The 25982-nt window shown below is 43.9% G+C and carries 14 protein-coding genes and 1 tRNA gene; 4 read left to right on the forward strand and 11 right to left on the reverse strand.

Annotation, left to right across the window (positions count from 1 at the left end):
• Positions 1–6 precede the first annotated feature (6 nt).
• Together ACYVD4_RS28355 and ACYVD4_RS28360 are read right to left on the reverse strand one after the other, a co-directional pair.
• A complete protein-coding gene (locus tag ACYVD4_RS28355; protein ID WP_460951379.1) occupies positions 7–465 on the reverse strand; it encodes a regulatory protein RecX in 459 nt (152 codons plus the stop codon).
• Positions 466–562: 97 nt separating this feature from the next.
• Positions 563–1519 (reverse strand): nucleoside hydrolase, encoded by a 957-nt coding sequence (locus ACYVD4_RS28360; protein WP_460951381.1) that lies wholly within the window; start codon positions 1517–1519, stop codon positions 563–565.
• A 110-nt stretch (positions 1520–1629) separates the two neighbouring features.
• Here ACYVD4_RS28360 and ACYVD4_RS28365 point away from each other — a divergent pair, with 110 nt between their 5' ends.
• Positions 1630–2805 carry a glutathionylspermidine synthase family protein gene (locus ACYVD4_RS28365; RefSeq protein ID WP_460951383.1) on the forward strand — a complete coding sequence of 392 codons (1176 nt, stop codon included), beginning with the start codon at positions 1630–1632 and terminating at the stop codon, positions 2803–2805.
• A 158-nt stretch (positions 2806–2963) separates the two neighbouring features.
• Here ACYVD4_RS28365 and ACYVD4_RS28370 read toward each other — a convergent pair whose 3' ends face one another.
• The 3 genes from ACYVD4_RS28370 to ACYVD4_RS28380 all read right to left on the reverse strand — a co-directional run bounded on the left by ACYVD4_RS28370 (position 2964) and on the right by ACYVD4_RS28380 (position 6575).
• Complete coding sequence (locus tag ACYVD4_RS28370) at positions 2964–3722, reverse strand: succinate dehydrogenase/fumarate reductase iron-sulfur subunit (protein WP_460951384.1); 759 nt, start codon at positions 3720–3722, stop codon at positions 2964–2966.
• A gap of 132 nt (positions 3723–3854) precedes the next feature.
• Positions 3855–5792 carry a fumarate reductase/succinate dehydrogenase flavoprotein subunit gene (locus tag ACYVD4_RS28375; RefSeq protein ID WP_460951386.1) on the reverse strand — a complete coding sequence of 646 codons (1938 nt, stop codon included), beginning with the start codon at positions 5790–5792 and terminating at the stop codon, positions 3855–3857.
• Positions 5793–5879: 87 nt separating this feature from the next.
• Positions 5880–6575, reverse strand: coding sequence for a succinate dehydrogenase cytochrome b subunit (locus ACYVD4_RS28380; protein WP_460951387.1), 696 nt, complete (start codon positions 6573–6575; stop codon positions 5880–5882).
• Between the two features lie 392 nt (positions 6576–6967).
• Here ACYVD4_RS28380 and fabD point away from each other — a divergent pair, with 392 nt between their 5' ends.
• The 3 genes from fabD (at position 6968) to ACYVD4_RS28395 (ending at position 9050) form a co-directional block, all read left to right on the forward strand.
• A complete protein-coding gene (fabD, locus tag ACYVD4_RS28385; protein ID WP_460951389.1) occupies positions 6968–7843 on the forward strand; it encodes an ACP S-malonyltransferase in 876 nt (291 codons plus the stop codon).
• Between the two features lie 118 nt (positions 7844–7961).
• Positions 7962–8032: transfer RNA gene (locus ACYVD4_RS28390), tRNA-Gln, on the forward strand.
• A 325-nt stretch (positions 8033–8357) separates the two neighbouring features.
• On the forward strand, positions 8358–9050 hold the full coding sequence (locus ACYVD4_RS28395; protein ID WP_460951390.1) for a TetR/AcrR family transcriptional regulator: 693 nt from the start codon (positions 8358–8360) through the stop codon (positions 9048–9050).
• Between the two features lie 194 nt (positions 9051–9244).
• On the opposite strand, the gene ACYVD4_RS28400 is transcribed toward ACYVD4_RS28395, so the two are convergent.
• From ACYVD4_RS28400 to ACYVD4_RS28425, 6 genes are all read right to left on the reverse strand, one after another.
• Positions 9245–10600, reverse strand: a complete 1356-nt coding sequence (locus ACYVD4_RS28400; RefSeq protein WP_460951392.1) for a vanadium-dependent haloperoxidase — start codon at positions 10598–10600, stop codon at positions 9245–9247.
• Positions 10601–10696: 96 nt separating this feature from the next.
• Positions 10697–14065: a VCBS repeat-containing protein gene (locus tag ACYVD4_RS28405; protein WP_460951393.1), complete on the reverse strand. Its 3369-nt coding sequence runs from the start codon at positions 14063–14065 to the stop codon at positions 10697–10699.
• Complete coding sequence (locus tag ACYVD4_RS28410) at positions 14062–17460, reverse strand: VCBS repeat-containing protein (RefSeq protein ID WP_460951395.1); 3399 nt, start codon at positions 17458–17460, stop codon at positions 14062–14064. The genes ACYVD4_RS28405 and ACYVD4_RS28410 overlap by 4 nt, the downstream gene beginning before the upstream one ends.
• Before the next feature lie 155 nt (positions 17461–17615).
• Positions 17616–20816, reverse strand: coding sequence for a VCBS repeat-containing protein (locus ACYVD4_RS28415; protein ID WP_460951396.1), 3201 nt, complete (start codon positions 20814–20816; stop codon positions 17616–17618).
• Positions 20817–20915: 99 nt separating this feature from the next.
• The gene (locus tag ACYVD4_RS28420) at positions 20916–22487 is read right to left on the reverse strand and encodes a RagB/SusD family nutrient uptake outer membrane protein (protein WP_460951398.1); all 1572 of its coding nucleotides are present in this window, start codon (positions 22485–22487) and stop codon (positions 20916–20918) included.
• Positions 22488–22592: 105 nt separating this feature from the next.
• Positions 22593–25658, reverse strand: coding sequence for a SusC/RagA family TonB-linked outer membrane protein (locus tag ACYVD4_RS28425; protein WP_460951399.1), 3066 nt, complete (start codon positions 25656–25658; stop codon positions 22593–22595).
• Positions 25659–25982: the final 324 nt, after the last annotated feature.

A 25982-nucleotide genomic window follows, 5' to 3' on the forward strand; every position in this document is an offset into this window, starting at 1 on the left:
ACTCTATTATTCTTCGGTACCTAATACGGCAAAAATCAGATCCGATTCATAGCCTTTACTAAGTGCATAACGTACCAGTTTTTGCTTCACCACCAGTGGGTTAACATCTCGGATAGTACGTCGTTTGCGGTCTAACAAATCAGCCAATGTAGTCCGATAGTCGTCAGAAGCGATCTCTTTCATGGCCTGATCCAGATTGTATCCCGAAATGCCCCGCTGCTGGAGATGTTGTTTAATCTTTCGTTTTCCCCATCCCTTCACCCGAAATTTCCCCCCGGCAAAGGATTTGGCAAATCGTTCTTCATTTAAGTAGTTCTGCTCAATCAGCTCAGCAATAACCTCTTCGGCATCATCGCCCCAAACACCCCATTCTTTCAATCGGTCGCGCACTTCCTGTTGCGTTCGCTCCTGATATGCGCAAAACATGGCGGCTTTCTGAAGGACTTCTTTTACTACGTCTGTCATTGTATGTATAGAACAAAAGAGAGCCCGAAATGCTTCATTTCTGCCCCTATTTCCAGTAATAAATTGGGGCAGAAACTAGCAAAACCCACTACATATCTTATTTTTTTGGCTGATGCTGCATCAACTCATTTATAAGTGCTTCGACCTGCGAAACTGGCATTTTCACAATTAAATGTTTATGGTCTTTCCCCGCATCTTCCCAACCATTCGAACCATCTTCATTCATCGTTAATCGCCCTGATTTGACACTATAATAAGGTTCATACCCGCGAACGCCCACCAGCACAGCCGTCTGGTCCCAGCTCATCCGACCGTTTACGTCTTCTTTTGCTTTAGGCAGTGAAATTGTAAATACGTCTTTTACCGGGCTATTTTTAATGGCTTTATTCTGCGTAAGCGGCAAGCCAGAATGAATTTGCTTTCCGATTTCAAAACCGCTTAGCAAGATGGGCGTTGGCCAGTTAGCAAAAACAGTTTTTGAAGCAGGCGTATCTCGATGAACATTGTATTCGCGGCCTTTTGGAAACGTACCTGCCATACTGACCAGTTGTTTCACTTTTTGATCAACCAGCTCTTTTCCTGATAATTTAGAATACTGATCTGGCTCAGAACTTAACAGATTCGCTACGTTTGTTAAAAAGCCAACCGTAATAATTGTTACGCTGTGATCGGGTTGTTTGGCCAGTATCTGGCGATATAATGCAACAGCATCGGGAACGCTGTTGTTAGAAACAATTTTGTGTGGATAACGCGCCACAAGGGTATCAGACCAGTGCTGGAAATCTTTATCGCTAACTGCTTGTCCTTTGGGAACACCAATCGGCACATTTGGCCGTTTAAAATACGTATTCAATACACTTAGCACGGCTGCTACGTTCGGATAGTTCGTACTGGCAATGGTGGCCAGAATACGTGCTTCTCCCCTGTCAGCAAAGGCGTGCAGCATCGTAATTGCGCCCACATCGTCATAATCGGGGCCCATATCAGTGTCAAAAATCACAGGTTCGGCCGTCTTTTTCGAAACCGATTGTCCATTTACCAGACCAGTTGTCATGGAAACAAGCAAACAAATACAAAATAGGTACGTTCGGGTCATAAAGATTACGAGATTTAGGTTTGCGAATTTCGCAGGAACCAACCTTTCTCCCTAATAAATTTATCCGTATGATTTCATTAAGACCACTCGCCCTATCGCCAAACATACAGCTTCGTAATCTGGGCTGGGACTGGATGCTCGGTCAGGACACGCTTCCCTATCTGACCAACGAGGTTGTGCAGGTGAATCAGAACGAAACTGATGCGTACTACGATGCAGCAAACGAGCTGTTCGAGATGTACGTAGCGGCTGGCCAACACGTAATTGATCAGAATCGTTTTTCGGAACTGGGCATTCCTGATAACCTAATCGAATTGATAAAGCTTTCGTGGGAAGATGATCGAAATATCCATCTGTATGGCCGTTTTGATCTGGCGGGGGGAGTTGGCAAGAATCCTTCTATCAAACTTATTGAATTCAATGCCGATACGGCAACCTGCCTGCCCGAAACAGCCGTTGTCCAATATGCGCATTTACGGGCAAATGGTCTGGATGAAAGTCAGCAGTTTAATACGGTATTTGAAACCCTAACCACGCAGTTTGAGGAACTTCTAGCCATTAACCCCGATTTGCAGCCTACAATACTCTTATCGGCCGTGCGCGATTGTCCGGAAGATGATGCTAACGTAGCGTTACTTGGCGAAGCCGCTCGTGAAGCAGGCTATGAGGTTGAATTTGAATTTATTGACAACGTTGAATTTTCTGCAGAAGAAGGAATTTTCTGCCAAAATTCAAAGAATGGGCATTTTAAGAAAATCGATTTCTGGTTCAAGTTAGTGCCTTGGGAATCGATTGCCGAAGATGAACCCGAACTGACCGAAATCCTGACCGAAATCGTTCGTAAACGATTAGCCGTTGTCCTGAATCCGGCCTATACATTGCTGTTTCAGTCAAAATATATTCTGAAAATTCTTTGGGAGCTTTACCCCAACCATCCACTTTTACTGGAAACCGCCAGCCATAGGTTAGTAGGTAAGCCTTGTGTTGAGAAAGTGTTGTTTGGCCGTGAAGGAGCCAACACACGCATTCTCAATACCGATGGCAGCGAACGGCAGGCATCTGATGGCGATTATGGTGGTTATCCTAAAATTTATCAGGAATACGTTGAGTTTCCGCAAGATTCGGCTGGTTATAAATATCAAGCAGGTGTATTTTACGCTGGCGACGCCTGTGGGCTTGGTTTCCGACGGGGGGGACTCATTCTCGACAATGGTGCCGGATTTGTTGGACACATAGTAGATTAGTTCTTACCCTAGACCTCATAGAAGCCTTAACGATTTCGGGAGGTTATTGGATAAACGTAATTTACGCATCGGCTTAGACTGCTTTTACTCGTAATACGTAAAATCCGACACTTTCTACGCAATAGAAAGTGTCGGATTTTACGTATTACGAGTGATTCTTACCCGTTAACGTTATCAGACGTTAAGCGCGCTCCTAAGTATTCACGATTCAGACGGGCAATGTGGTCAAGTGAGATTGATTTTGGACACTCAACGGAACAAGCTCCTGTAAATGAACAGGCCCCGAAGCCTTCAGCATCCATTTGAGCAACCATGCGCTCAGCCCGCTCTTTATGTTCCGACTTGCCTTGAGGCAGAATTGCCAACTGTGATACTTTTGCCGAAACGAACAACATGGCCGAAGCATTTTTACATGCTGCTACGCAAGCTCCACAACCAATACAGGCTGCCGCATCCATCGCTTCATCGGCAATGCTACGTGGAATCAGGATTTCATTAGCATCGGGAGCCGAACCTGTATTAACCGATACGTAACCACCTGCCTGCATAATCCGGTCGAAGGCAAGCCGGTCGACCATTAGATCTTTGATGATCGGGAAAGCCCGCGCCCGCCAGGGCTCTACCACAATTGTGTCGCCATCGTTGAACGAACGCATGTGAAGCTGACACGTAGTAGCACCCGTTTGTGGACCGTGTGGCCGCCCGTTGATATACATCGAGCACGTACCACAAATACCTTCGCGGCAATCGTGGTCGAATGCAACGGGTTCTTCGCCTTTACGGGTCAGCGAATCATTAAGTACGTCGAACATCTCCAGAAACGACATATCTTCTGATACGTTATCCAGTTGATATTCAACTAGCTTACCGGCTGTATTATTATTTTTCTGTCTCCAGACTTTCAGTGTGATTTTCATCTTACAAAAGTTGTAAGGTTGTAGAGTTGTAGTGTTAGAAGGTTCAATAGTTGTAGTGTTAGGAAGTTGATATTGGCTATCCACTTTGCAACCCTAGAACTATACAACCGTATAACCTTACAACTTTATAACTTATTTATAACTCCGTTGTGTCAGTTTCACGTTTTCAAATACTAACGGCTCTTTATTAAGCAATTCGGGCTGACCTTCTCCCTGGTATTCCCAGGCCGCTACGTAGGTATAGTTTTCATCGTCGCGAAGGGCTTCACCGTCGGGCGTCTGATACTCTTCCCGGAAGTGTCCGCCACAGGATTCATTTCGGTTCAGCGCATCATCAACCATCAGCTCGCCCAGTTCCATGAAATCGGCCACGCGCGATGCTTGTTCGAGCGCCTGATTCATTTCATCAGCGTCACCAAGAATTTTAGCGTTTGTCCAGAATTCTTTACGTAACGCCTGAATTTTCTCTTTAGCGACTTTTAAGCCTTCGGCTGTACGTGACATACCGCAGTATTCCCACATGATATGACCCAGTTCTTTGTGCAAATCATCGACAGGACGCTGGCCTTTAATCGACATAAGCTTTTGAATCTGGTTCTGAATTTCTTTTTCAGCTTCCTTAAAAGCAGGCGAATCAACCGGAATTTTGTCGGCAGGGCCAATCGTTGCTAGGTAATCGCCAACAGTGTACGGAATAACAAAGTATCCGTCAGCCAAACCCTGCATCAGGGCTGAAGCTCCAAGACGGTTAGCACCGTGATCCGAGAAGTTTGCTTCTCCTAGTGCGTATAGACCCGGAATGCTTGTCATCAGGTTGTAATCTACCCAAAGGCCACCCATTGTATAGTGAACAGCAGGGTAAATCATCATCGGCGTTTCGTAGGGATTTTCGCCGGTGATTTTTTCATACATCTCGAAGAGGTTACCGTATTTAGCCTCGATAGTTTTCAGACCATCTCGCTTAATAGCATCGGCAAAATCGAGATATACTGCTAGTCCTGTTTTAGCAACACCCCGGCCCTCATCGCACATATTTTTTGCGTTACGTGACGCTACGTCGCGAGGCACCAAGTTTCCGAACGAAGGGTAACGCCGTTCGAGGAAGTAATCACGTTTATCGTCAGATAAATCTGAAGGCTTTAACTGGCCTTTCCGAATTTTTTCGGCATCCTCTTTTGTTTTCGGTACCCACACTCGCCCGTCGTTACGTAGCGATTCCGACATCAGCGTTAGTTTCGACTGATAGTGGCCCGATACCGGAATACAGGTTGGGTGAATCTGCGTAAAGCATGGGTTACCAAACACGGCTCCTTTTCGGTGAGCACGCCAGGCCGCTGTTACGTTACAGCCCATTGCATTGGTCGACAAGTAAAATACGTTCCCATATCCACCTGTACATAGCAGTACGGCATGTGCCGAATGCGATTCAATTTTCCCGGTTACCAGATTGCGGGTAATGATTCCGCGTGCTTTACCACCTTCAACAACCAGATCAAGCATTTCGGTACGGGTGTACAATTTCACCTTACCTGTAGCAACCTGACGGCTTAGCGCCGAATAAGCACCTAATAATAACTGCTGACCAGTCTGACCACGTGCATAGAACGTACGGGACACCTGGGCTCCACCAAATGAACGATTCGCTAACGTGCCGCCATATTCACGAGCAAAGGGAACACCTTGAGCCACACATTGGTCGATGATGTTAACGCTAACCTCGGCTAACCGGTGTACATTACCCTCGCGAGCGCGATAATCGCCCCCTTTGATTGTATCGTAGAAGAGTCGGAATACGCTGTCACCGTCGTTCTGATAGTTTTTAGCGGCATTGATTCCACCCTGAGCCGCAATTGAGTGTGCCCGGCGTGGACTATCCTGAAAACAGAAAGCCTTTACGTTATAGCCTAATTCTGCTAACGATGCTGCTGCTGACGCACCGGCTAGTCCTGTACCAACAACGATAATATCGTATTTCCGCTTATTCGCAGGGTTAACCAGTTTTAATGCAAACTTATGCCGTGCCCATTTTTCGGCTAGAGGGCCTTCGGGGATTTTAGATTCCAGTTTCATTCGTCAAATCTTGAATGATCGAATGATTGACTGATTGAATTAATAATCGAGTAGTGATAACTGCGATTAATTCAATCAGTCAATCATTCAAATTATATGATGAACCTGTAGATACACGTAAATAGGCATAGCTGCAAAAGCCGCCGGAATAATGATAGCAAAGAAATACGTACCCAGAAACTCAATAATGGGTGTATACTTTTTGTGACGAATCCCCAATGTCTGGAAACCACTCTGGAAGCCATGCCAAAGGTGATAGCCAATGGCTACCATACAGATAACGTACAGAGCTACGTACCATAACTGACTAAATGCCTCTTGTACCACAACGTATAAATCTTTGTACTGCTTACCATCATATTCTGCCATCGGTACCGAACCAAAGTGCATTTCGTACCAGAACGTACGCATATGAATAATGATAAACAGCAGCAGAACCGTGCCTAGAATACCCATATTACGTGATGACCACGCACTATTTGATTCGGGTTTACTATAAGCATATTTTACTGGCCGTGATGCCTGATTGTGGCGCGTAAGGACTAAAGCCATTAACGCGTGAACCAAGATCGATGTGTAGAGTAAATACGATACAGTCTTGATGAGCGGGTTGTGCGTCATGAAGTACGTATACTCATTGAAAGCTCGACCCCCATCTCCTTTGAATAACTGGAGATTACCGGCCATATGAACAATCAGAAATGAACAGAGAAATAGTCCCGTCAGCGACATAATAACCTTTCTGCCGAGGGAACTGGATAGCGTTTGTGTTACCCAAGCCATAGGATGAACGACACGAAATTTTAGTGGTAAACTATTGAAAAAAAGCCGGTTTGAATGGCGCATCAAAACTAAAGCACAAACCCGATGGAAACAAGATTAAACGCCTTTATCAGCAGCTTTACAGCTTATTTACAGTCGGTATAAATTAGACTAAATAGAATGTATGATATGATAACTGAATGATTAGCCAAGTAGTTAGGCTAGTAAACGTATTGATTGAGACGAATTTGATAAATTATCTAATCCATCTGTGTAATAATAGTGTTCAGGAATTTTATAATCAATTGAAAATGAATTCATTTCCAGCAACGTAGTGAATTCATTTTTGAACAACCCGTATTATACGGCTAATTTGCACCCCTACGACGATTTGTTTACTAACCGACTTTATAATGAAAGCATACGTATTCCCGGGTCAGGGCTCCCAATTTCGGGGTATGGGATTGGACCTTTACCAAAATTCAGAAGCCGCGCGTCAGTTATTCGATAAGGCAAACGATGTATTGGGCTACAACCTGACTGCTATCATGTTTGAAGGTTCTGACGAAGAACTAAAGCAAACAATTTATACTCAACCTGCGGTGTTTCTGCATGGTGTAGCGATGGCTTTATCGTCAGATTCATTTGCTCCGGATATGGTTGCCGGTCATTCATTAGGAGAGCTATCAGCACTCACAGCCGCTGGCGTCCTTTCGTTTGAAGATGGGCTTCGTCTAGCATCAGTACGTGCCACAGCGATGCAACGTGCCTGCGAGATTACGCCCTCAACAATGGCTGCTGTGCTAAATCTTGCTGATAACGTTATTGAAACTATATGTGGCGCAATCACAGATGAGATTGTTGTTCCGGCCAATTATAATTGTCCGGGTCAGGTTGTTATTTCGGGAAGCGTGCCCGGCATCCAGCTAGCCGAAGAACGCTTAAAAGCGGCTGGTGCTAAGCGGGTTGTTCAATTAGCGGTAAGTGGAGCTTTCCATTCGCCTTTTATGGAGCCCGCACGCACTGAATTTGCCGAAGCCGTAGAGCGTATGCCCTTTAATACACCACGTTGCCCAGTTTATCAGAATGTAAATGCCCAGCCAGTTACTGATCCTGTTCAACTGAAAGCAAATCTGATTGCCCAGTTAACATCCCCTGTTCGTTGGACCCAGTCTGTTGAACGCATGGTATCTGATGGTGCTACTGATTTTTTCGAATGTGGTCCCGGTAAAGTGTTACAAGGACTTATCAAAAAGATTAATCCTTCTGTATCATCGATTGGTATATAAGATAGCTTGTAGAAAAATAGTATTGAAAACGAGTTTAGGCAATACGTTCATATTTTTTCAATGCTCTATTTGCTTTTCACAATCGAAAAGAGTTATCTTTGCACTCGCAATTGCCGATAGCCCGATAGTATAAGGGTAGTACGACAGATTTTGGTTCTGTTTGTCTAGGTTCGAATCCTGGTCGGGCTACTACAAAAAGCCGCTTTACGAATTCGTAAAGCGGCTTTTCATTTATTTTCATTTCTATAAATACATTTATCATAAATATATAGCCCCCAATAATTAAGCATACATTTATTCACTTATAATATAAATCACAAGCTATAAGAATGTGCTTGGTAGTAAATTTTACATCACTTATCACCTAACCTCCTCTTGTGATAGCATTTATTTTATGTACGATTGTATATAAAATAATAAACCCATTTGTTAGCGTATTTCCTCTAATACGAAATCTAAAGTGACTTTATCACAAAGTTATAGTCTGATAGAGAATAGATACATGAAATAATTTATGAATGCCGTTAATATGGAGAAAGATGAGAAAGTAAGACGCAATCGGGTAAAGACCACCCAACGTATCGTAGAAGCTTTAGAAGAAGTTATTGCTGAACGCGGACTCGAAGGGGTTGGTGTAAACCGTGTTGCCGAAAAAGCCAATGTAAGTAAAGTTTTGATCTATCGTTACTTCGGTGGTATGGAAGGTTTACTGGAATACTACGTTAAGATGGGTAAACTATTTCCAGTATTTACAACTACATTACTTGACCAGATTCGTCCTCTACATGAATCCGACGTAGCGCGTATCTGGTATCGGCAAGTCATTCAAACCTATCGTTATTTCCGCACCTTTAAAGCTGCCCGCGAAATTATCAAAGCTAGTGTGATCGAAAATGATTCTATAGCCGAGACAACTGCCCGTGCACAAGATGAGGAAATGACACGTTTAGTAAGTCAGCTATCTTTTGTAAAAGGAGCTGATATACAAGCAATTTCGGCTGTTGTTTTAGGTGCAATGAATTATTTAACGATTATGGCTCAGAATGATCGGACCATGATCAGCATTGACCTACGTAGCGAAGAAGGTTGGCAACGGATCGAGAATGCAATTAAAACTATTTATATAGCTTTAAATAAACTGGCGATTTCTTCAAAAGAAGTAGAGCTAGAGCTCCAATCGGCTCATTTACCGATGGCTAAATGGTAAGTAATTTAGAGCGAACGCCCAATAAGTCATATACTTATGCGGCTCTTTACCTTGCGAATATTACTAACATTCGGTAATAGTCTTTACTGTTCGCTCTTTGAGGTCATCAATTCTCCTTTCCAATACAATAATAGCTGCTAAATACAATGTGATTTAGCAGCTATTATTTTTTAGCGTATTTGAACTACCAGCAATTAACGACTAGCAATTTTTGATTTTCTCGACCGGATTTTATCTATAACCCATTTACCTACTTTTTCGCCCTCAACCTGCCCATTTTCTAGCGCTGAGCGGTAGTGAATCCCTCCATATAATCGGCTAATTGATGCCTCATCTGCCGCAGCACGTAACGACTTAAATGAGCGCACACCGTGCCCATATTTAAACTCCGTAGAGTCTATAAAGGCAATATTGTCCCCAAAAAGCTGGGTTAAAACTGTCGCAGCCGCTGTAGAAATCACACTATGACCGCTTGGATATTCAGGAAAGGGGGGAGTTTGTAAGAAAGGAGTCCATTTAGGATCAATATGTTTGTTGATGACGGTTTCAGGACGTACTGTTTTAGTACGATATTTCTCGTCCCAGCAAGATATAAACCCATCACTCAAGGCAAAAGAAGCTAACGCATAGGCTTCGACCGTTTGGATCATATTGAATTTTTTCTGTCTCGCTACAGTCTGGGTGATGGCAAGCCAGTGACCTCCTGGTGTCATTTTTTTGCTGGCAAACATCACATGGCCTGCTACGTTCATCACAAATGCGTTATCATCCCAGAAATAAGCGATATCCTGTTTCTCTTTATCAAGGTTTTTACCTGTCAGATATACTTCATCCAATTCCTTTTCATAAGCACTACCCTTCGCCAAACTATACTGTAAAGGGCGAGGAGGCATAAACTGATTACAGGTATCCATTGCCCAGCAACGGATCTTATTCCATTGAGGTTCAGCGGCATCCATATAAGCTGGAGGAGTTGGCACCCAGGTTCCTTCCTCATTAGTTACTGTATGCTTAAAGCCCCGGGTTTGCTTATAATTATCTTTTGCGGCATAATCCAGTATATGTTTGGCAACAGCTTCTCCATAGGCCATTGAGCGCTCATATACTTCGTCTGGAACACCATCTTTTTTATACTGTTCGTAAAAAGGCTTCTCAAACTCGTCGTAAAATTCAACAGAAAACGTAAGCGCCCGCGCCACTGTCATAAAAGCACGCGTACTCGCCAAAGGAAAACAGTAATCTTTGCCTGTTTCTGGTTTAGGACCACTCTGAAAGCGTTTCAATTTGCCACCCAACGACTCATATTCTGTATCAAAAGGAACCAATGCTTCATAACCAGCCAAATTTGCATAAGAGTAAATTCGGCTAGCAACAGGAGGAGAAAAAATATCATGAATAATAACCTCAGTAAGCTTATTAAGTGCCGAATTGTAGTACTCAGGATTTGAGGTTTTCGTATTATACTCAGCCGGAGAGGCATCCTTCTTGCAACCGCTAATTCCTGTGAATAAAATACCCAAGACTAATCCAAAGCGAAACAATGATTTCATAGGGTCAAAGACAAGTTAAAGATCAGAATAGTCTGAATAGTAGCCATTCTGTGCTAACAAAATTAGCAGAAATTACTGGACTAAATGGACTGTTATTTAGTTTACAGGTATCTCCGAAGGTTTAAATACCTGAATACCTGAGCCGTTACGAGCCACGAGTATTAGCATCCCTCGGTTAGTTTTAATCGATTGAATATCACGTATTTCACCATTCAACAGAAAGCCACTGTCTATTGGCGACAAGGCTATAAACTCACCTTTCCCATCATTACGTAGTACCAATCCGTAGCTAGCATCGTACCGCCCCTGATACGTACTGACACCAAAGAAATTGCCACCTCCTAATACGTCTAAATCGCCATCATGATCGATGTCGATAGCTTTTAGTGCAAATATTTTCGATACCTGCGCCATCATTGGCAGTTCGTGCACCACGAACTTTCCGTTTTGATTTTCCAGATATACGGACGCAAATTGATTAACAGTAAATTCCTCCGCCCCTTTCAACTCATCATCTTTTACGACTTGATCCAGCGTTTTTCCAGCAAATGATACGTAGTCAGTAAATCGCTTGTTAATAATACCGGGCATTTGTTTCCCTAATTCATCTTTGAAAGCCAGCGGATACCATTCTTTCCCACGATTGTAGGCGATAATCTGTTCTGTACTTTGGTTATTATCGACATCTTTTACCCACATTCGTAATTGCGAGTCGGGCGTTTTTCGAAGCTTTGTGTTGGTACCAAGATTACCAGCGATCAGGTCAATATCGCCATCCTTGTCAAAATCTGCCGCAACGATACGTTGGTAAAAGCCATTTAGTGGCGTTTCATTGGCAGTGATATTTTTGATCTCTTCGAACGTACCCTTATTATTCGCAAAAACACGGATAGGCATCCAATCACCAGCCAGAATCAAATCCATATCCTTATCACCGTCGAAATCCTGCCACGTAGCATCAGTAATCATACCTGCTTTGCGTAAACCATTGGCTAATTTATCCGTCTGGTCTGTAAATCGCCCTTTCCCATCGTTGATTAATAGATACGAATTAGGTGATTTACCATAGCCAAAGCCTACCACACGGCCTCCCACAAATAAGTCAAGATCACCATCACCATCAATATCGTATGGCCGAACACAGCTTTTATTGTCATACATTGGCGGTAATGCGTTCACAGCACGGCTAAAATTTCCCTTCCCATCGTTAATATAGAGACGGTCGAACTGCTCCTGCATCTGGCCATAATACTCGTTTCCGCCCGACACTACGTATAAATCAAGATCTTTATCGCCATCGGCATCAAAGAAGACGGCATCAACATCTTCATATATAGAATCACGAGTAAAGGTAGATTGTACACTTGGTTTAAATGTACCGTTGCTCTGCTGAAGCAATAAACTTCCCGCTGTCCACTTCGCACCACCAGCATACATGTCGTCCAATCCATCACTATTTACATCACCAATGGCCAGATGGGGTCCTTCTGTCGATAGTTGAAAGGGCATTAGCGGCTCGCGAACGTAGTCGAAATAATCTCGATTTTCCAGATGGCGATATGGAATTGAATCTATCATCATTTGGCTAGCAAAAAGCGGCTGCCTTTTTATGTTCGTATAATGATACGTAGCAGCATCCTGTTTAGCATCGATCTGTTTCAAAAGCAGCGTTTGATTTGTTACTACGTTAGTACGTACTTCCATCCGCTGATTAGGCCATATAACAATCAACGAGTCGACCTTTTCCCGGCTTCCTGTACCAAAAATTAACTCAGGAGCTACTGATGATTCGAATCCTCGTGTGGGCATCAGTTGCTGCAACTGAATCGTATCACCACCGTATTTCAAAATAACCTTCGCCCCTACGCCAAACGTATTTGGCGCACTTCCCTTAAGTTTAATGGATAGATGTTTATTGGAAGGAAATAACTCGTTGGCATCGTTGCGATAAACTCCAGCAGGATCGTCGATATTATTGGTCACTAAATCTAGGTCACCGTCATTATCGAGGTCGGCATACGTAGCACCACAGGAAATCGTTTGAGTTGCAAAACCCCAAGCTTCTGACTTATCTTCAAACTGAAGGCCTTTTGTACCACGATACAAGTAGTTATGCACTTTGCCTTCAGGCATCTGTTGAATAGCTTTTTCATTGAGCTTTGATGAAGTGCTCATTTTTCGCTGAAGAGAGCCGTCAGAAATGTATTTAATGTAATCCAAATCGTTAGGTCGACGCGAAATGCCATTGGCCACAAATAAATCTTTTATGCCATCATTGTCGTAATCAGCCAGTAACGGAGCCCAGCTCCAGTCGGTTGCAGCTACACCAGCTAGCACACCTACATCCATAAACCTCTGACCCGACAGGCTGACTTGTAAGCAATTACGACTATACTGATTCATGTAACCATACGAAAGCTTGTACCGATAAATATCGATCGGATCTTCGCCTTGCGATGCTTTTTCAACTGCTTCATCGGCCGGATACATATCGAGGGTCATTATATCGGGATAGCCGTCGTTATTAATGTCAGCCACGTCATTTCCCATCGAGAAACGGCTAGTGTGTTCAAATACATCTCGGATGCTTTCTTTAAAGCCCCCTTTATGGTTATTTACGTAGTAATAATCATCTTCATGAAAATCGTTCGAAACGTAAATATCCTCCCAACCATCGTTATTGATATCAGCCACTGCTAGGCCCAATCCATAGCCCATGGCGGCCCCAAAAATACCTGCCTGGTCACTGACATCCGTAAACGTTACGTGTCCTTGTCGGATGCCGTCGTTGCGGAATAGGTAATCTCCCGAATCTTCATTGCGGATTTTACGGGCTGAAACATAATCAAAACTTCTTGAGGTATGAACGGCATGGTTTAGGAGAAAACAATCCAGATCGCCGTCGTGATCATAATCGAAAAAGGCCGCTTGTGTTGAGAAACCTGCAAAGTTCAGTCCGTACTCAGCAGCTCGTTCGGTAAAAGTAGGGATACCATCTACCCCCGGCCCGTTGTTGATGTATAGCTCATTTGTGCCATGCAAGCCTTTGAATTTGCTCACAGCGCAAACATAAACATCTAGCAAACCATCGCCATTCACATCTGCCATTGTAACACCCGTTTGCCAATCGGCTAAGCCAGCGGTTTTCGATTGCTGCGTTATGTCGACAAAAGCAAAGCGTCCTTTGTTGAGATATAGTTTATTCGGCCCCTGATTTGATACAAAATACAGGTCGGTTAGTCCATCGTTATTCAAATCGCCAGCAGCAACACCCCCGCCATTGTAAAAATACAGATAGTCAAGAATAGAAAGGCTATCTGTGTTTTGAAGTCGATTCGTAAAAGTCACACCTGTCTGACTAGAGTCAAGCGACTGAAATAGTGGCTTTTCAGTTATGGATGATTCTGACGAACAAGATGCCATAAACAAACCGAAAGCCGTAAGAAGTAACGCAATACGGATCATGGTTTGCTGTCTTTTGAGACCGTAAATAGCTGAGCACGGTCGTTATTCTTAGCTAATACAATGAATTGGCTTCCATTGGCTCCGCGTACCGCCTGCATCCGGCGAACCTGCCCCCTCACAAAAAAGCCTGTTTGCTCAGGTTTAGTACCCGCAAACCGCCCTTTTCCATTGCCCAACAATAACAAACCATAATTAGCGTCGTAACGACCTACTTCGCTAAGAACATCAAAGAAGTTACCCGTTAGCAAAATGTCCGTTTTGCCATCACGGTTATAATCGCCTGTCAAAATAGCATGGATTGGTGAAGTCTGAGCTTGAATCGGTAGAGCTTCAATCTTAAAATTGCCTTTGCCATCGTTAAGTAAAATGGATGTTTCGGCGGTCTGCACCGTTTTCACCGTCATTCCCTCACGTTGCTGAGCCGAGAAAATATCCTCAAAACTTGCCTTTGCATAATCAACATGTTTGATATACTTCGTTTTGATGGATGGAATACGCTTCTGTAAGTCAGGTTTCTGAACCATTACACATTCATGTGGTTGCCCATCCTTATCCGGCCTAAAGCACGTAATGATTTGCTCATAAGAGCCGTTTCGGTCGAAATCATTACCATATAGATGGGCCGGCCCATTAATAGAGGCTACCATGCGGCTATTGAGACCAAGGTTTCCTACTACAAAATCAATATCACCATCGTCATCAAGGTCGGCTGCACGGATCGTATTCCACCACCCACCAGTTGCGGCAAGCACCTTGTTGTCAATACGTTCAAATCCTTTCCCCTTTTTGTTTTTCAGGATCGTAATGGGCATCCAGTCGCCCACCTGAATCAGATCAGGGTAACTGTCGTTATCGACATCAGCCCAGACGGCATCTTTCACCATACCTAGATCTTTTGAAAAGGGCATCAGTTCCTCTGTGGCTTTCTGAAAGGAGCCTTTTCCATCATTAACCAACAACAACTGATCGGGATTCTGGCCATATTGTCCCGAAACCATTCGCCCACCTACAAATAAATCTTGATCGCCATCTCGATCAAAATCGGCGGCTACAACGCAGGAATTATTATCGGCACTACGTGGTAAGGTTTTATCCCAGGTAAAATTTCCTTTGCCGTCGTTGCGATACAAGCGATCCGCTAAATCGACGGATTCTACAAACTCATTACCACCGGTTGCTACATAGAGATCAATATCTCCATCCCCATCAGCATCGAAGAACGTAGCAGCTACATCTTCAGTGTAATTGGCATCAAGTAGAAATGGTTGCTTTTGGGCACTAAATACGCCACCGGGTTGCTGGATGTATAGCGATCGGGACGTATTAGCCGCTCCGCCCAGAAAAATATCGTCTAAACCATCACCATTCACATCTCCTACGGCCAGTGCCGGTCCTTCGCGAGAAAGCATCTGTTTCAAAAGCCCATCACGGTTGTAATCAACAAAGTCGTTTTCCTTATGTACAAAATCCAGTTTGGAGACGGTTGTTACGTCGGTGAATAGACGTGCTGGCTGTGGAAAAGTTGGTAGTGCTTTCAGCGTCTGGTTTGCATGGCTGGCATCCAGGCGAAGAGTACTGTTGATTTTAGGCTGGCGAATCACTTGTTTTTTATCAGGTTCATTAAGGAGCCCCGGCCAAATAACGGTTAATGAATCAATAACAGGCTTTTTACCAGTATTATCACTACCCAGACCGAAAACCATTGTCAAGTCGACTGATGACTGAAAACCTCGGTTTGGCATCTGCTGTAGATACTGTGTTTCATGCCCCTGATGCACATACACTTTTGTTCCAATGGCATTCAAGTTTTGTGCTGAACCGTGCAATTGCACCCGCAGGAAGTTTTTCTGCGCTTTTTCAACGGACAGATTCTTAAATATTGATACGGGCGAATTGTTGTTGTTAACCACTAAATCCAGATCGCCGTCGTTATCAAGATCACCATAGGCCGAGCCATTTGAAAAACTAGGATCACCTAACCCCCAGTCGGCGGCTTTGTTTTCGAATTTCATTCCACTGCCCGTATTTCGGAAGGCATAATTAGGCAGTGGACTAGAGCCCATTTTATTGACGTACTCTTTGTAGTCAAACTTTTTAGTACCTTCAATCATTGACCTCAGATCGGGATTATCGGACAAAAACGAGACATAATCCTGATCCGTCAGGTCTTTCAGAATACCATTTGCCACGAAAATATCTTTCTTGCCATCCATATCCATATCGAACAGCAATGCCCCCCAACTCCAGTCCGTTGAACTAGTTCCGGCCATTCTCCCAATCTCCGAAAACGTACCATTACCGTTATTCAGATGAAGCATATTACGGGAGTCTTGGTGGTAAAAATCACGGGACTCCTTGAGCTGATTTACCTCATAGCCGTCAAATGAGGTAGTGGTTTTAAGTCGATAGTCATCTTCGGGCAGCATATCTGTCACGAAAATATCCAGATTGCCATCGTTATTGATATCAGCTATATCGGCACCCATCGAAGCAAGGCTAATGTGCCCCATCTGGTTTTCAATGTCTTCTTTGAACGTACCGTTTTTCTGGTTGATATATAGATAGTCTCGCTCATAAAAATCATTCGAGATATAAATATCCAGCCAGTTATCGTTATTGACATCGCCAATGGTGATTCCCAATCCAAATCCGATCAGGCTTCCATAAATACCAGCCTGCGCACTTACATCGGTGAATTTTTTACCGGTCCCCTCATTCCGAAACAGCTTGTCTCCACCTAATTTATCTCGGGTATCGCGCATGTTGGCATAGCCCAGCCTGTCCATTGGAGTAAAGCTATTATTGAGCAAATACATATCAAGGTCACCGTCACGATCATAATCGAAAAAGGCTGCGTGGGTCGAGAAACCGCCATCTTCCAGACCGTATTCCTTAGCCTTTTCTACGAAGGTTGGCATAGCAGGCGCATTACTACGTTGTTGGATGCCCTGATTAATATATAATTGATTACCGCGTGCATCCCGACTCCCTGAATTGCAAACGTAAATATCCAACAGGCCATCACCGTTTACATCGGCCATCGTGACTCCTGTTGACCAAAATTTTTTGCCTGTAATTCCAGCTTTCTCTGTAACATCTTCGAACTTCATACCACCCTTATTCAGGTACAATTTGTTGTTCTCGAAATTAGAGGTTAGAAATAGATCGGGGAGGCCGTCGTTGTTAATGTCACCGATAGCGACACCTCCGCCGTTATAGAAATTCCGGTAACTGAAAATATTGAAATCCTTTCGGTCAAGGCTTCGATTGACAAAATCGACCCCCGTTTCGGAAGCGGGCAAATTATCAAACAATCTGTTTGCACTCTCTTTGCTGCCATTACACGACCATAAGCTCCATAGGACTATCGTTAGCAAGCCCAGTTTTATATTCATTTTTGTCGGGTTAATCAAGATTACGTTTTATTGCTGAAGCGGTTTAAAACTTCTAAGAAAGGTTAAAACATCGTTTATCACTCTTTCTCAATTAGACTAAAAGCAGTTAGTACTAGTTACTGTCTTAACATTTTCCTTCGACACACGCCAACTATCTATCGTTGCTTAAAGGCCTTTAGCTTCTGGCCAGTCAACCCAACCAGTATGTATTGACCGGCTTTTTTCAGATCGCGCACATCGCCCCGTGCAAACAGCCCTGTTTTCGCCGATGAAATTTCCTCAAACTGCCATTTGCCGCGATTACTAAGCACGAGGCCATGATTGGCATCTACTTTTCCGATACGTAGCCGCATTTGTGAGTTATTCCCCATTAATAGTAAATCAGTAGTACCATTATGATCGAAGTCGTCGGCCACGATGCCAAACACAGGCGAATATTGCGCAACTAAGGGCAGTGCATGTGGTATCAGTTCACCGTTCTGATTTTCTAATACAAGTGTACGCAGTTCGGTAATTTTTCTTGTTTTTGCCTGACTAAGTTGCTGTTCATCGAAACAGGTTTCCAGACTGGCATCGGCATACGCTTTATAGGATGTAAATCGCTTCCGCAACGTAGGCAGTTGCTCGCAAATCTCGTCACGTGAATAGGCCGGATAAGGTTTACCCTGAATCAGGTAACTCATAATAAAGTCCATCGTTCCGTTATGATCAAAGTCATCGTAGGTTAAGGTGGCAGGTTGTTGTTCAGTAGCTGCAACCTGCGTATTCAGGCCCAAATTGCCTACGATCAGATCCTCGTCACCATCATTATCTAAGTCAGCTTTTTCAATCTGATTCCACCAACCCGACAGGTTTTCGTAAGCTTTTGCCTCTTTAGACGATATACGGCCTTTCTGATTGAAGAGTATCGTTACAGGCATCCATTCTCCTACCAGCACAAGATCCTGCCATCCGTCTTTATTGATATCGGTCACAACAGCATCCGAGATTAGCCCTAAAGAACCCAGAGACTGCTTCGTAAAATTGGCCTGTCCGTCGTTTACAAGCAGGAAACTTTCATCAGCTGCCGGAAATCGAAATGGCTTTATTGAACCACCTACAAATAAATCCAGATCACCGTCATGATCTATATCGATTGGGTTCACACAGCTACCATTTTCGGTTTCAACAGGCAAGGGCTTCGGCATTAGAGTTCCCCCCTTCTGGATTAACCAGAGTTGGTCTTGCTGTTTCTGAGCCTCGCGGACATTATAGCCACCGTTTACTACGTATAAATCAGGTACTTTATCACCATTAAAATCCGCAAAGACCGCAGCCTTGTTGATTCGTTTATCCTGATTCATGATTATCTGAGGACTGAACGAGCCACTCGACTGCTGATAAAAAATCTGTCCTGGCTGCGATAGGTTTCCGCCAACAAATACATCTGGTAAGGCATCTGCGTTTACATCACCCACGGCAAAGCAAGGGCCTGTAGCGGCATATTGCATAGGTAGTAAGATCTGATTATCGAAACTATTAGTTGAATCCCTTTGATGAACGTAGTTAATGCCCGTAGCTGACTCTGTAAAAAACGGCGGATTGCTATCGTCTAATGTTACAATTTCAGTTTTCGCCTGCCGATAATCCAACACAATAGGCTGGTTTGGTTTAACATTACTACGTGTCTGCTGCTTGCCGTCAGGCCATTGTACAGTAACCCTAATCATTTTAGTATCGCTTCCCAAGCCGAATAATAGATTACCGTGGCTGCATGACTCAAAACCACGTGTTGGGTAATATTCCTGTACCTGGCGGCCACTATCGGTTTCAACGGTCACCTTTCCTCCAATACCAAACCGATTATTGGCCGAGCCCTTAAGTTGAACTGTTAGGTAATTAACTGGAGACGTTTCCTGAGCTTTGTTTCGATAGACCCGTGCCTGTTCGTTCAGGTTGTTTGTAATGATGTCTAGATCACCATCATTATCCAGATCGGCATACGCACATCCGTTGGCAGTTGTTGGCTCGTCGAAACCCCAGGCTGCCTGTTCGTTAACAAATGTCAGATCGTGATTATTTCGGAAGATATAATTTTTCGTTGGCGTGGAGGGCATCTGTTTAATCTGCTCAAGTATAGGCTGGCTTGTTACGTTGTCTGAAAATTTAATAAAATCAGCATCAGTGAAGTCGCGAAGAATACCATTACTGATAAAAATATCTTTGTAGCCATCTAGGTCAAAATCGGCCAGTAGAACTCCCCAACTCCAGTCGGTTGCAGCCACACCCGCTAGTTGACCAATTTCGGCAAACTGTCCATTGGGTTGCTGCATCTGGAGCATATTGCGCATATTCTGATGCCAGAATCCATTCCTGATTTGTGCTTGATAGACATTCCAGTTATCGGGCCAGGGCAAAAGTTTCTGGCGGGCATTGCTCTCGGGCAGCATATCGAGCGTCATAATATCAGGACGCATGTCATTATTCAAATCTGCTACGTCGGCACCCATAGCCGAATACGATGTGTGCTCAACTCGCTCACGTAACTCATCCCGAAACGTACCGTTACGTTGGTTGATGTAGCAATAATCATCTTCTACGTAATCATTGGTAATATATATATCAGGATAACCATCACCATTTAAGTCAGATACAGAAACACCCAGACCAAACCCTAACGGATTTCCCTTAATCCCGGCTTGCGCCGAAACATCGTTGAAATGGCCATTATCATTTCTAAATAGCTTATCTCCTGCATTATAGTCACGCTCGGCCCGCATTACGGCAGCTTCTTTGCGCTGATAATTTTTGAGGTTATGGTTGATCAGAAAACAATCCAGATCACCATCGCGATCATAATCGAAGAAATTAGCCTGTACCGAATAGCCAGCATCGTCCAAACCATACGTAGCTGCCTGATCGGTAAAGGTAAGATTATGATTGTTGATGAATAATTGATTTCGACGTAGTGAATCGGGGCGAAGACCCGAGTACGATACGTAAATATCGAGCCAACCATCGGCATTAACATCCGCCAACGTAACACCTGTTTTCCAGCCGTTCGCACGCCCCGAAACGCCTGCCTTTTCGGTTACTTCGTCAAACCTAAAGTCTCCTTTATTAATATATAATTTATTATCTACCTGATTACCTGCAAAATATAAATCGACTCGTCCATCGTTATTCAGATCGCCAGCAGCTACACCAGCACCGTTATAAAAATATTCGAAGGCAAGTACATTCTCTTGCTCCGTCTCTTTTAGTTGATTAGTAAATGAAATTCCAGTAGTAGTGGCGTCTGTTTTTTCAAATAATACTTTATGCTTTTGGCATCCGAGACAGACGAGTAAGAGCAGAAAAGAAACGATAAATTTCATTCAACAGTAACGTAAAAAGTCGCTCTTCATTCTATTAGGCCAATAAACAAACAGCAGCCCATGAATGAGCTGCTGTTTGCAACCAATATACAATTAGATTTAGTAACCAGCGTTTTGCTTCAAATTTGGGTTACTATCAAGAGCCCGTTGTGGGATTGGATAAATAACTTTCGTATCAGCCGACTTCGTAGGACGGTTGTCAACAGGATCGAGGAACGTACCAAAACGAATTTGGTCATTCCGGCGCCAGCCTTCGTAATATAACTCAAAACCACGCTCAGCCAGAATGGCTTTCAGATCGATAGGCGTTTTAGCGGCTACGCTACGATTTGCCCGAAGGTCATTAACAAGCTTTTCAGCCGTTTGACCCATTGGATCTGTACCTCCCCGAAGAATAGCTTCTGCCTTCATCAGTACTACGTCAGCATACCGGAAGAATACGTAGTCATTCGAAGGGCTATCTAAGGCTCCTGGCTGAGGTAAATACTTCATAACCCGAATCCCTTTTGCTTCGGTTGCATACGACAGATTCACATCTGGTGTAAAGATCAGCGGGTTACCACTACGGTCTTTCAACGCAACGCCTTTTTCATCATATTGTTGACCAACCAGAAAGCCAGCCCGTGTACCGATTTTGTCAGTCACACCCGGATAAGCTTTTCCTAAACGCTCATCAGCCTTATCAAAGCTGTTATAAAAATCAGCCAGAGTTGTAAAGCCATTCCAGCCACTAGGTTGCTGACTATAGTGCAAGCCCATGTAATAACGGTTACGCACGTTGCCCGGCTGAGACGAGTTATCATTAGGAATAACGAAGATACTTTCTTTCGACAGATTTGTGTTGTCAGGCGCAAACATGTCGAAATAGCCACCTTTAGGTTGTATCGAGAATTTACCCGACGACATAATTGCGTTACAAGCGGCAATAGCAGCATCCATATCTGCCTTGGCAAACGTGAATGGCCCAGCTGGTGTAGCGGGAGACTGTTTGTAAACCGCTTTGTTCAGCAGAACTTTGGCCAGCAGAAACTGAGCGGCTTCCTTGGAAGCAACAGGCACAGCAGTTGTAGGAACTGTATAGCCAGCTAAGTTAGGGATAGCAGCCGTTAAATCGGCAATAATATAGTCCGTAGCGGCTGAACGATCAAGTACTTTTGGGTTCGCATCAGCAGCATCAGTAACTTCACGAATAGGAACCTGACCATATAAGTCAACTACGTAAAACATGAAGAATGCCCGCAGAAACTGAGCCTGCGCTTTGATAGATGCATTACTACCAGCTACTGAAATCGTTTGTGTCGCTTTGAACACACCACTGTTCAAGTTATTCCAGGCGTCGATAATCTGATTATGTTGCGAATCCCAGGTATGCTGGTGTAGTTTACGCCACGTACCAAAGTCATCCCAGTCAGTTCCCCGTGTCGGACCCTGCATTTCATCAGTTGAATGCTCTTCCAGCGCGTATTGGTTTGCCTGATCCGCAAAAGAGTTTAGAGCCGAATAAACGCCTTGCAACGAACTTGCAGGGTCAATGACCACACCTCCTGTACCTGTAGCCTCTTTAGATGATAACTTACCAAGTACTGTATCATCTAAATTGGAACAACCTGCTGTACCGAGCAACAAGCTAGTGCACAGCAGCGTAATTGTTTGATATTTTGAGAAATTCATGAATTGAATTATTAAATAGTTGTTGACCAATCCCGAACCTTTTGTATGCTTTTCCTGAATCCACTATCTACATTGAGCCATACAAAAGGTTCGAACTATCAGCTTTTAAAATCCAACATTAAGTCCTAGCGTAACTGTGCGAGGCACAGGGAACGGTGTATAGTCGATAGCCAGCGACGGAATGTTGTTCAACGTTTTGATCGAGTTCACCTCTGGATCCAAGCCCGTATAATTCGTAATCAATAACAAGTTTTGGCCTGTAAGCGATACGTTCAACGTTTTAGCAAATCCGCCCTGTGGCAAAGCAAATGTATAGCCAATCGATGCATTTGCTAACCTCACGAAATCACTTTTCTCAAGGAAGCGTGTTGATACAGCTCCTGAATTCAACGCATTTTCAGGGCTGCTCAATACGTCCTTGGTCACATTTCGGCCATTTTTCAAAATACCTTTCAGGAACAGCGCATTGGCAGTATTATTGTACACGTAGCCCCCAAACTGGCTGTTGAAGAATAAGCTGGCATTGAATTTACCAAACGAAAAATTGTTTGTTAAGCCAATGCGGAGCCGTGGGAATGGATCACCCTGAATAGATGAGCTACCATTGTCAGCATACGTACCATAACCGCTCGCGTCATATCCTGTGAATACAGGAATATTAAACGAGAATGGAGCATAGCCATCCCGAACCGTTTGCGCATATGCGCCTGACAGACCTTGACCATTGACGGGCCCTGTTGGAACAATCGTACCGATACCCTTCACAACAGGCTTCAGAATAGTAGCGTTGGCCGATACATCCCAGCTAAAATTCTGCTTCTGAACAGCCTGATAGTTTAATACTACCTCAACGCCTTTGTTAATCACGGAGCCAGGTAGGTTTACCCATTTGTAATCAACAGGGGCGGGTTGTGCATAAAACACCTGAAAGAGCAGGTTGGTCGTCGATTTATTAAAATAATCAATAGAGCCACTCAACCGACCTTTCAACACAGTAAAGTCAAGACCCGCCCCGTAGGTTGTGTTTTGTTCCCACTTGATATCCGGATTGGGGTTGTTATCCTGCCGGGTTGATCCGTCCGAATTCCGGGTAAAGATGATTTTCGATACACCTCCCGCAAAATCCTGGTTACCCGTAACACCATAGTTGGCACGTAGCTTCAGATCATCGAAAACGCTCTTAGGTACGAAGCTCTCCTGCGATAAACGCCATGCACCGGCCAATGATGGGAAAATACCGTATTTGTTGTTTATCCCAAATCGAGATGAACCATCAGCACGTACCGTAGCGGTAATCAAATACTTGTCTGCGATATTGTAGTTAACACGGCCGAAGTACGACTGCAGGTCATTCTTGCTGTGATCCGACGTAGCACCAAATGCTTTGTTTGTCAATCCATTTGCACCACCCAGATTATCAGTGTAGCTTATCAAATCAAGGTCATAGCCAAAGTAGCCAGCAAAAGTCGTGTTCTGCTGGTTATTGAAGTTCTGGTATGAAAAACCGGCCAGCGCTTCCAACGTATTGTCACCCATCTTTTTGTTGTAATTCAGGGTATACTCTACCAGCTTGGATGTACGGAATTTGTTATTGATAATGGCCGCTCCATTTCCCTGAACAGCTACCTGGTTATTGCTGATACCCAAGCTGAAGTTACCAAACAGACGCGAATCTAGCTCCGTACGACGAACAGCGCTCGAATTGTCGATACCAAAGTTAGCTTTTGCCTGTAATCCATCGGTAATCTGCCATGTAATGCTTGCATTAGCCAGCGTCCGGTCGGTTATACCGTTGTCGTTGATATATTCTAACAAAGACGTCGGATTACGGAAGTCACCACCTGGGTTGTAAAACGTACCGTCAGCATTCCGTACTGGATACGTTGGGTTAGCCTGAATAGCAGCCCCAATCAGGTTACCTTGTGCGCCAGCGTTGGTTGTATTTAAGACATAAGCGTCCTGAACATTCGACGTAGTAGCATTCAGAGCCAGCGTCACTTTGTGATTGAACAAATCATGGCTGGCATTGACACGACCAGTGATACGTTTCTGAGCCGATTTTTTGATAATACCAGGCTGGTCCTGATAACCAAATGAGAAGCGATAACGAGTGTTTTCGTTTCCACCACCAAAACCAATGTTATAGTTCTGGGTTACGCTTGTCCGTAAAATTTCGTCCTGCCAATCTGTATTTGCTTTTTTATCGACAGATGCCAAATCACCACCTGCAGCCTGTACACCCGATAAGAATTGCTGTGCATTTAATAGATCATACCGCTTGTAAGCCGAAGCCACACTGGCCGAAGCCGAGAAAGTCAAATCGCTCTGACCCGCTCTGCCTTTTTTGGTTGTAATCAGAACAACGCCATTAGCACCCCGTGCACCATAAATAGCAGCCGCCGACGCATCTTTCAATACAGAGATATTCTCAATATCGGATGGGTTCAAAAAGCTCAATGGGTTACGCGGAGGAGACGTACCACCACCGAAATCAGTTGACGTGCCGCTATCGCCACCATCGAGGGGGACACCATCAATAACGAACAAAGGATTGTTACCCGCACGAAGCGATACAGCTCCCCGAATCGATACGTTAATCCCTGCACCAGGTTCACCGCTGGCTGGGGTGATCTGTACGCCTGATACACGACCTTGTAGCAGTTGTTCTGGCGAAGCAATTACCCCTTTGTTGAAATCTTTGGGACCAATCGATGCAACAGAACCCGTTGCATCTTTTACTTTTTGCGTACCATAACCAACAACAACAACTTCCTGAAGTGCTTTGGCATCGTCTGCCATCTTCACATCAACCGCAGCCTGATTACCCACTGGAATCTCTTGAGTAGAGAAGCCAATGAAGCTGAATATCAGTGTGCTGTTATCAGGAACATTTGCCACTGAGTACTTACCGTCCATATCGGTAGTTGTACCCCGTTGGGTTCCTTTAATCTGTACTGTTACGCCCGGAAGCCCCGAACCTGTAGGATCCGTTACGCGTCCCGTTACCGTACGTCCCTGTGCCCATGCAGCTGAATTACCTAGCAGCATGATCATCATAAGCATCGACAGAAAGCCTACCAGAGCTTTCCGGCCCGACACCCGAGGTTGATTTCGCTCAACCTTACCTACGAAACCACCTAGGGGGCTTCCTTTGTAGGATTTGTTCATCATAGGTTTACAATAAAAGTTTAACATATATTAGGTGATATAATTCGAGATAAGGCTACTAAATCTCATCGATCCGGATTATTCCTTTTCTTATTTGTCACCAAAAGTGACAAATAGTAGTATCATCCTGAGAATTTATAGAACGTAAGCCCGAACCATTGAGCAAATTACAACATGTTATTACCAAAATACAAGAATGCTCAGGTTAAAATCTGATAAGTCCTTATCAATATTGTGTCATAATATTTGTTAAATCATAGAATACTATTTGAATTATTTCAATTTTTAAAATATTTTTCTATATCTTATCAACTGATTTTCAATATA

Source organism: Spirosoma daeguense (genome assembly GCF_054776875.1).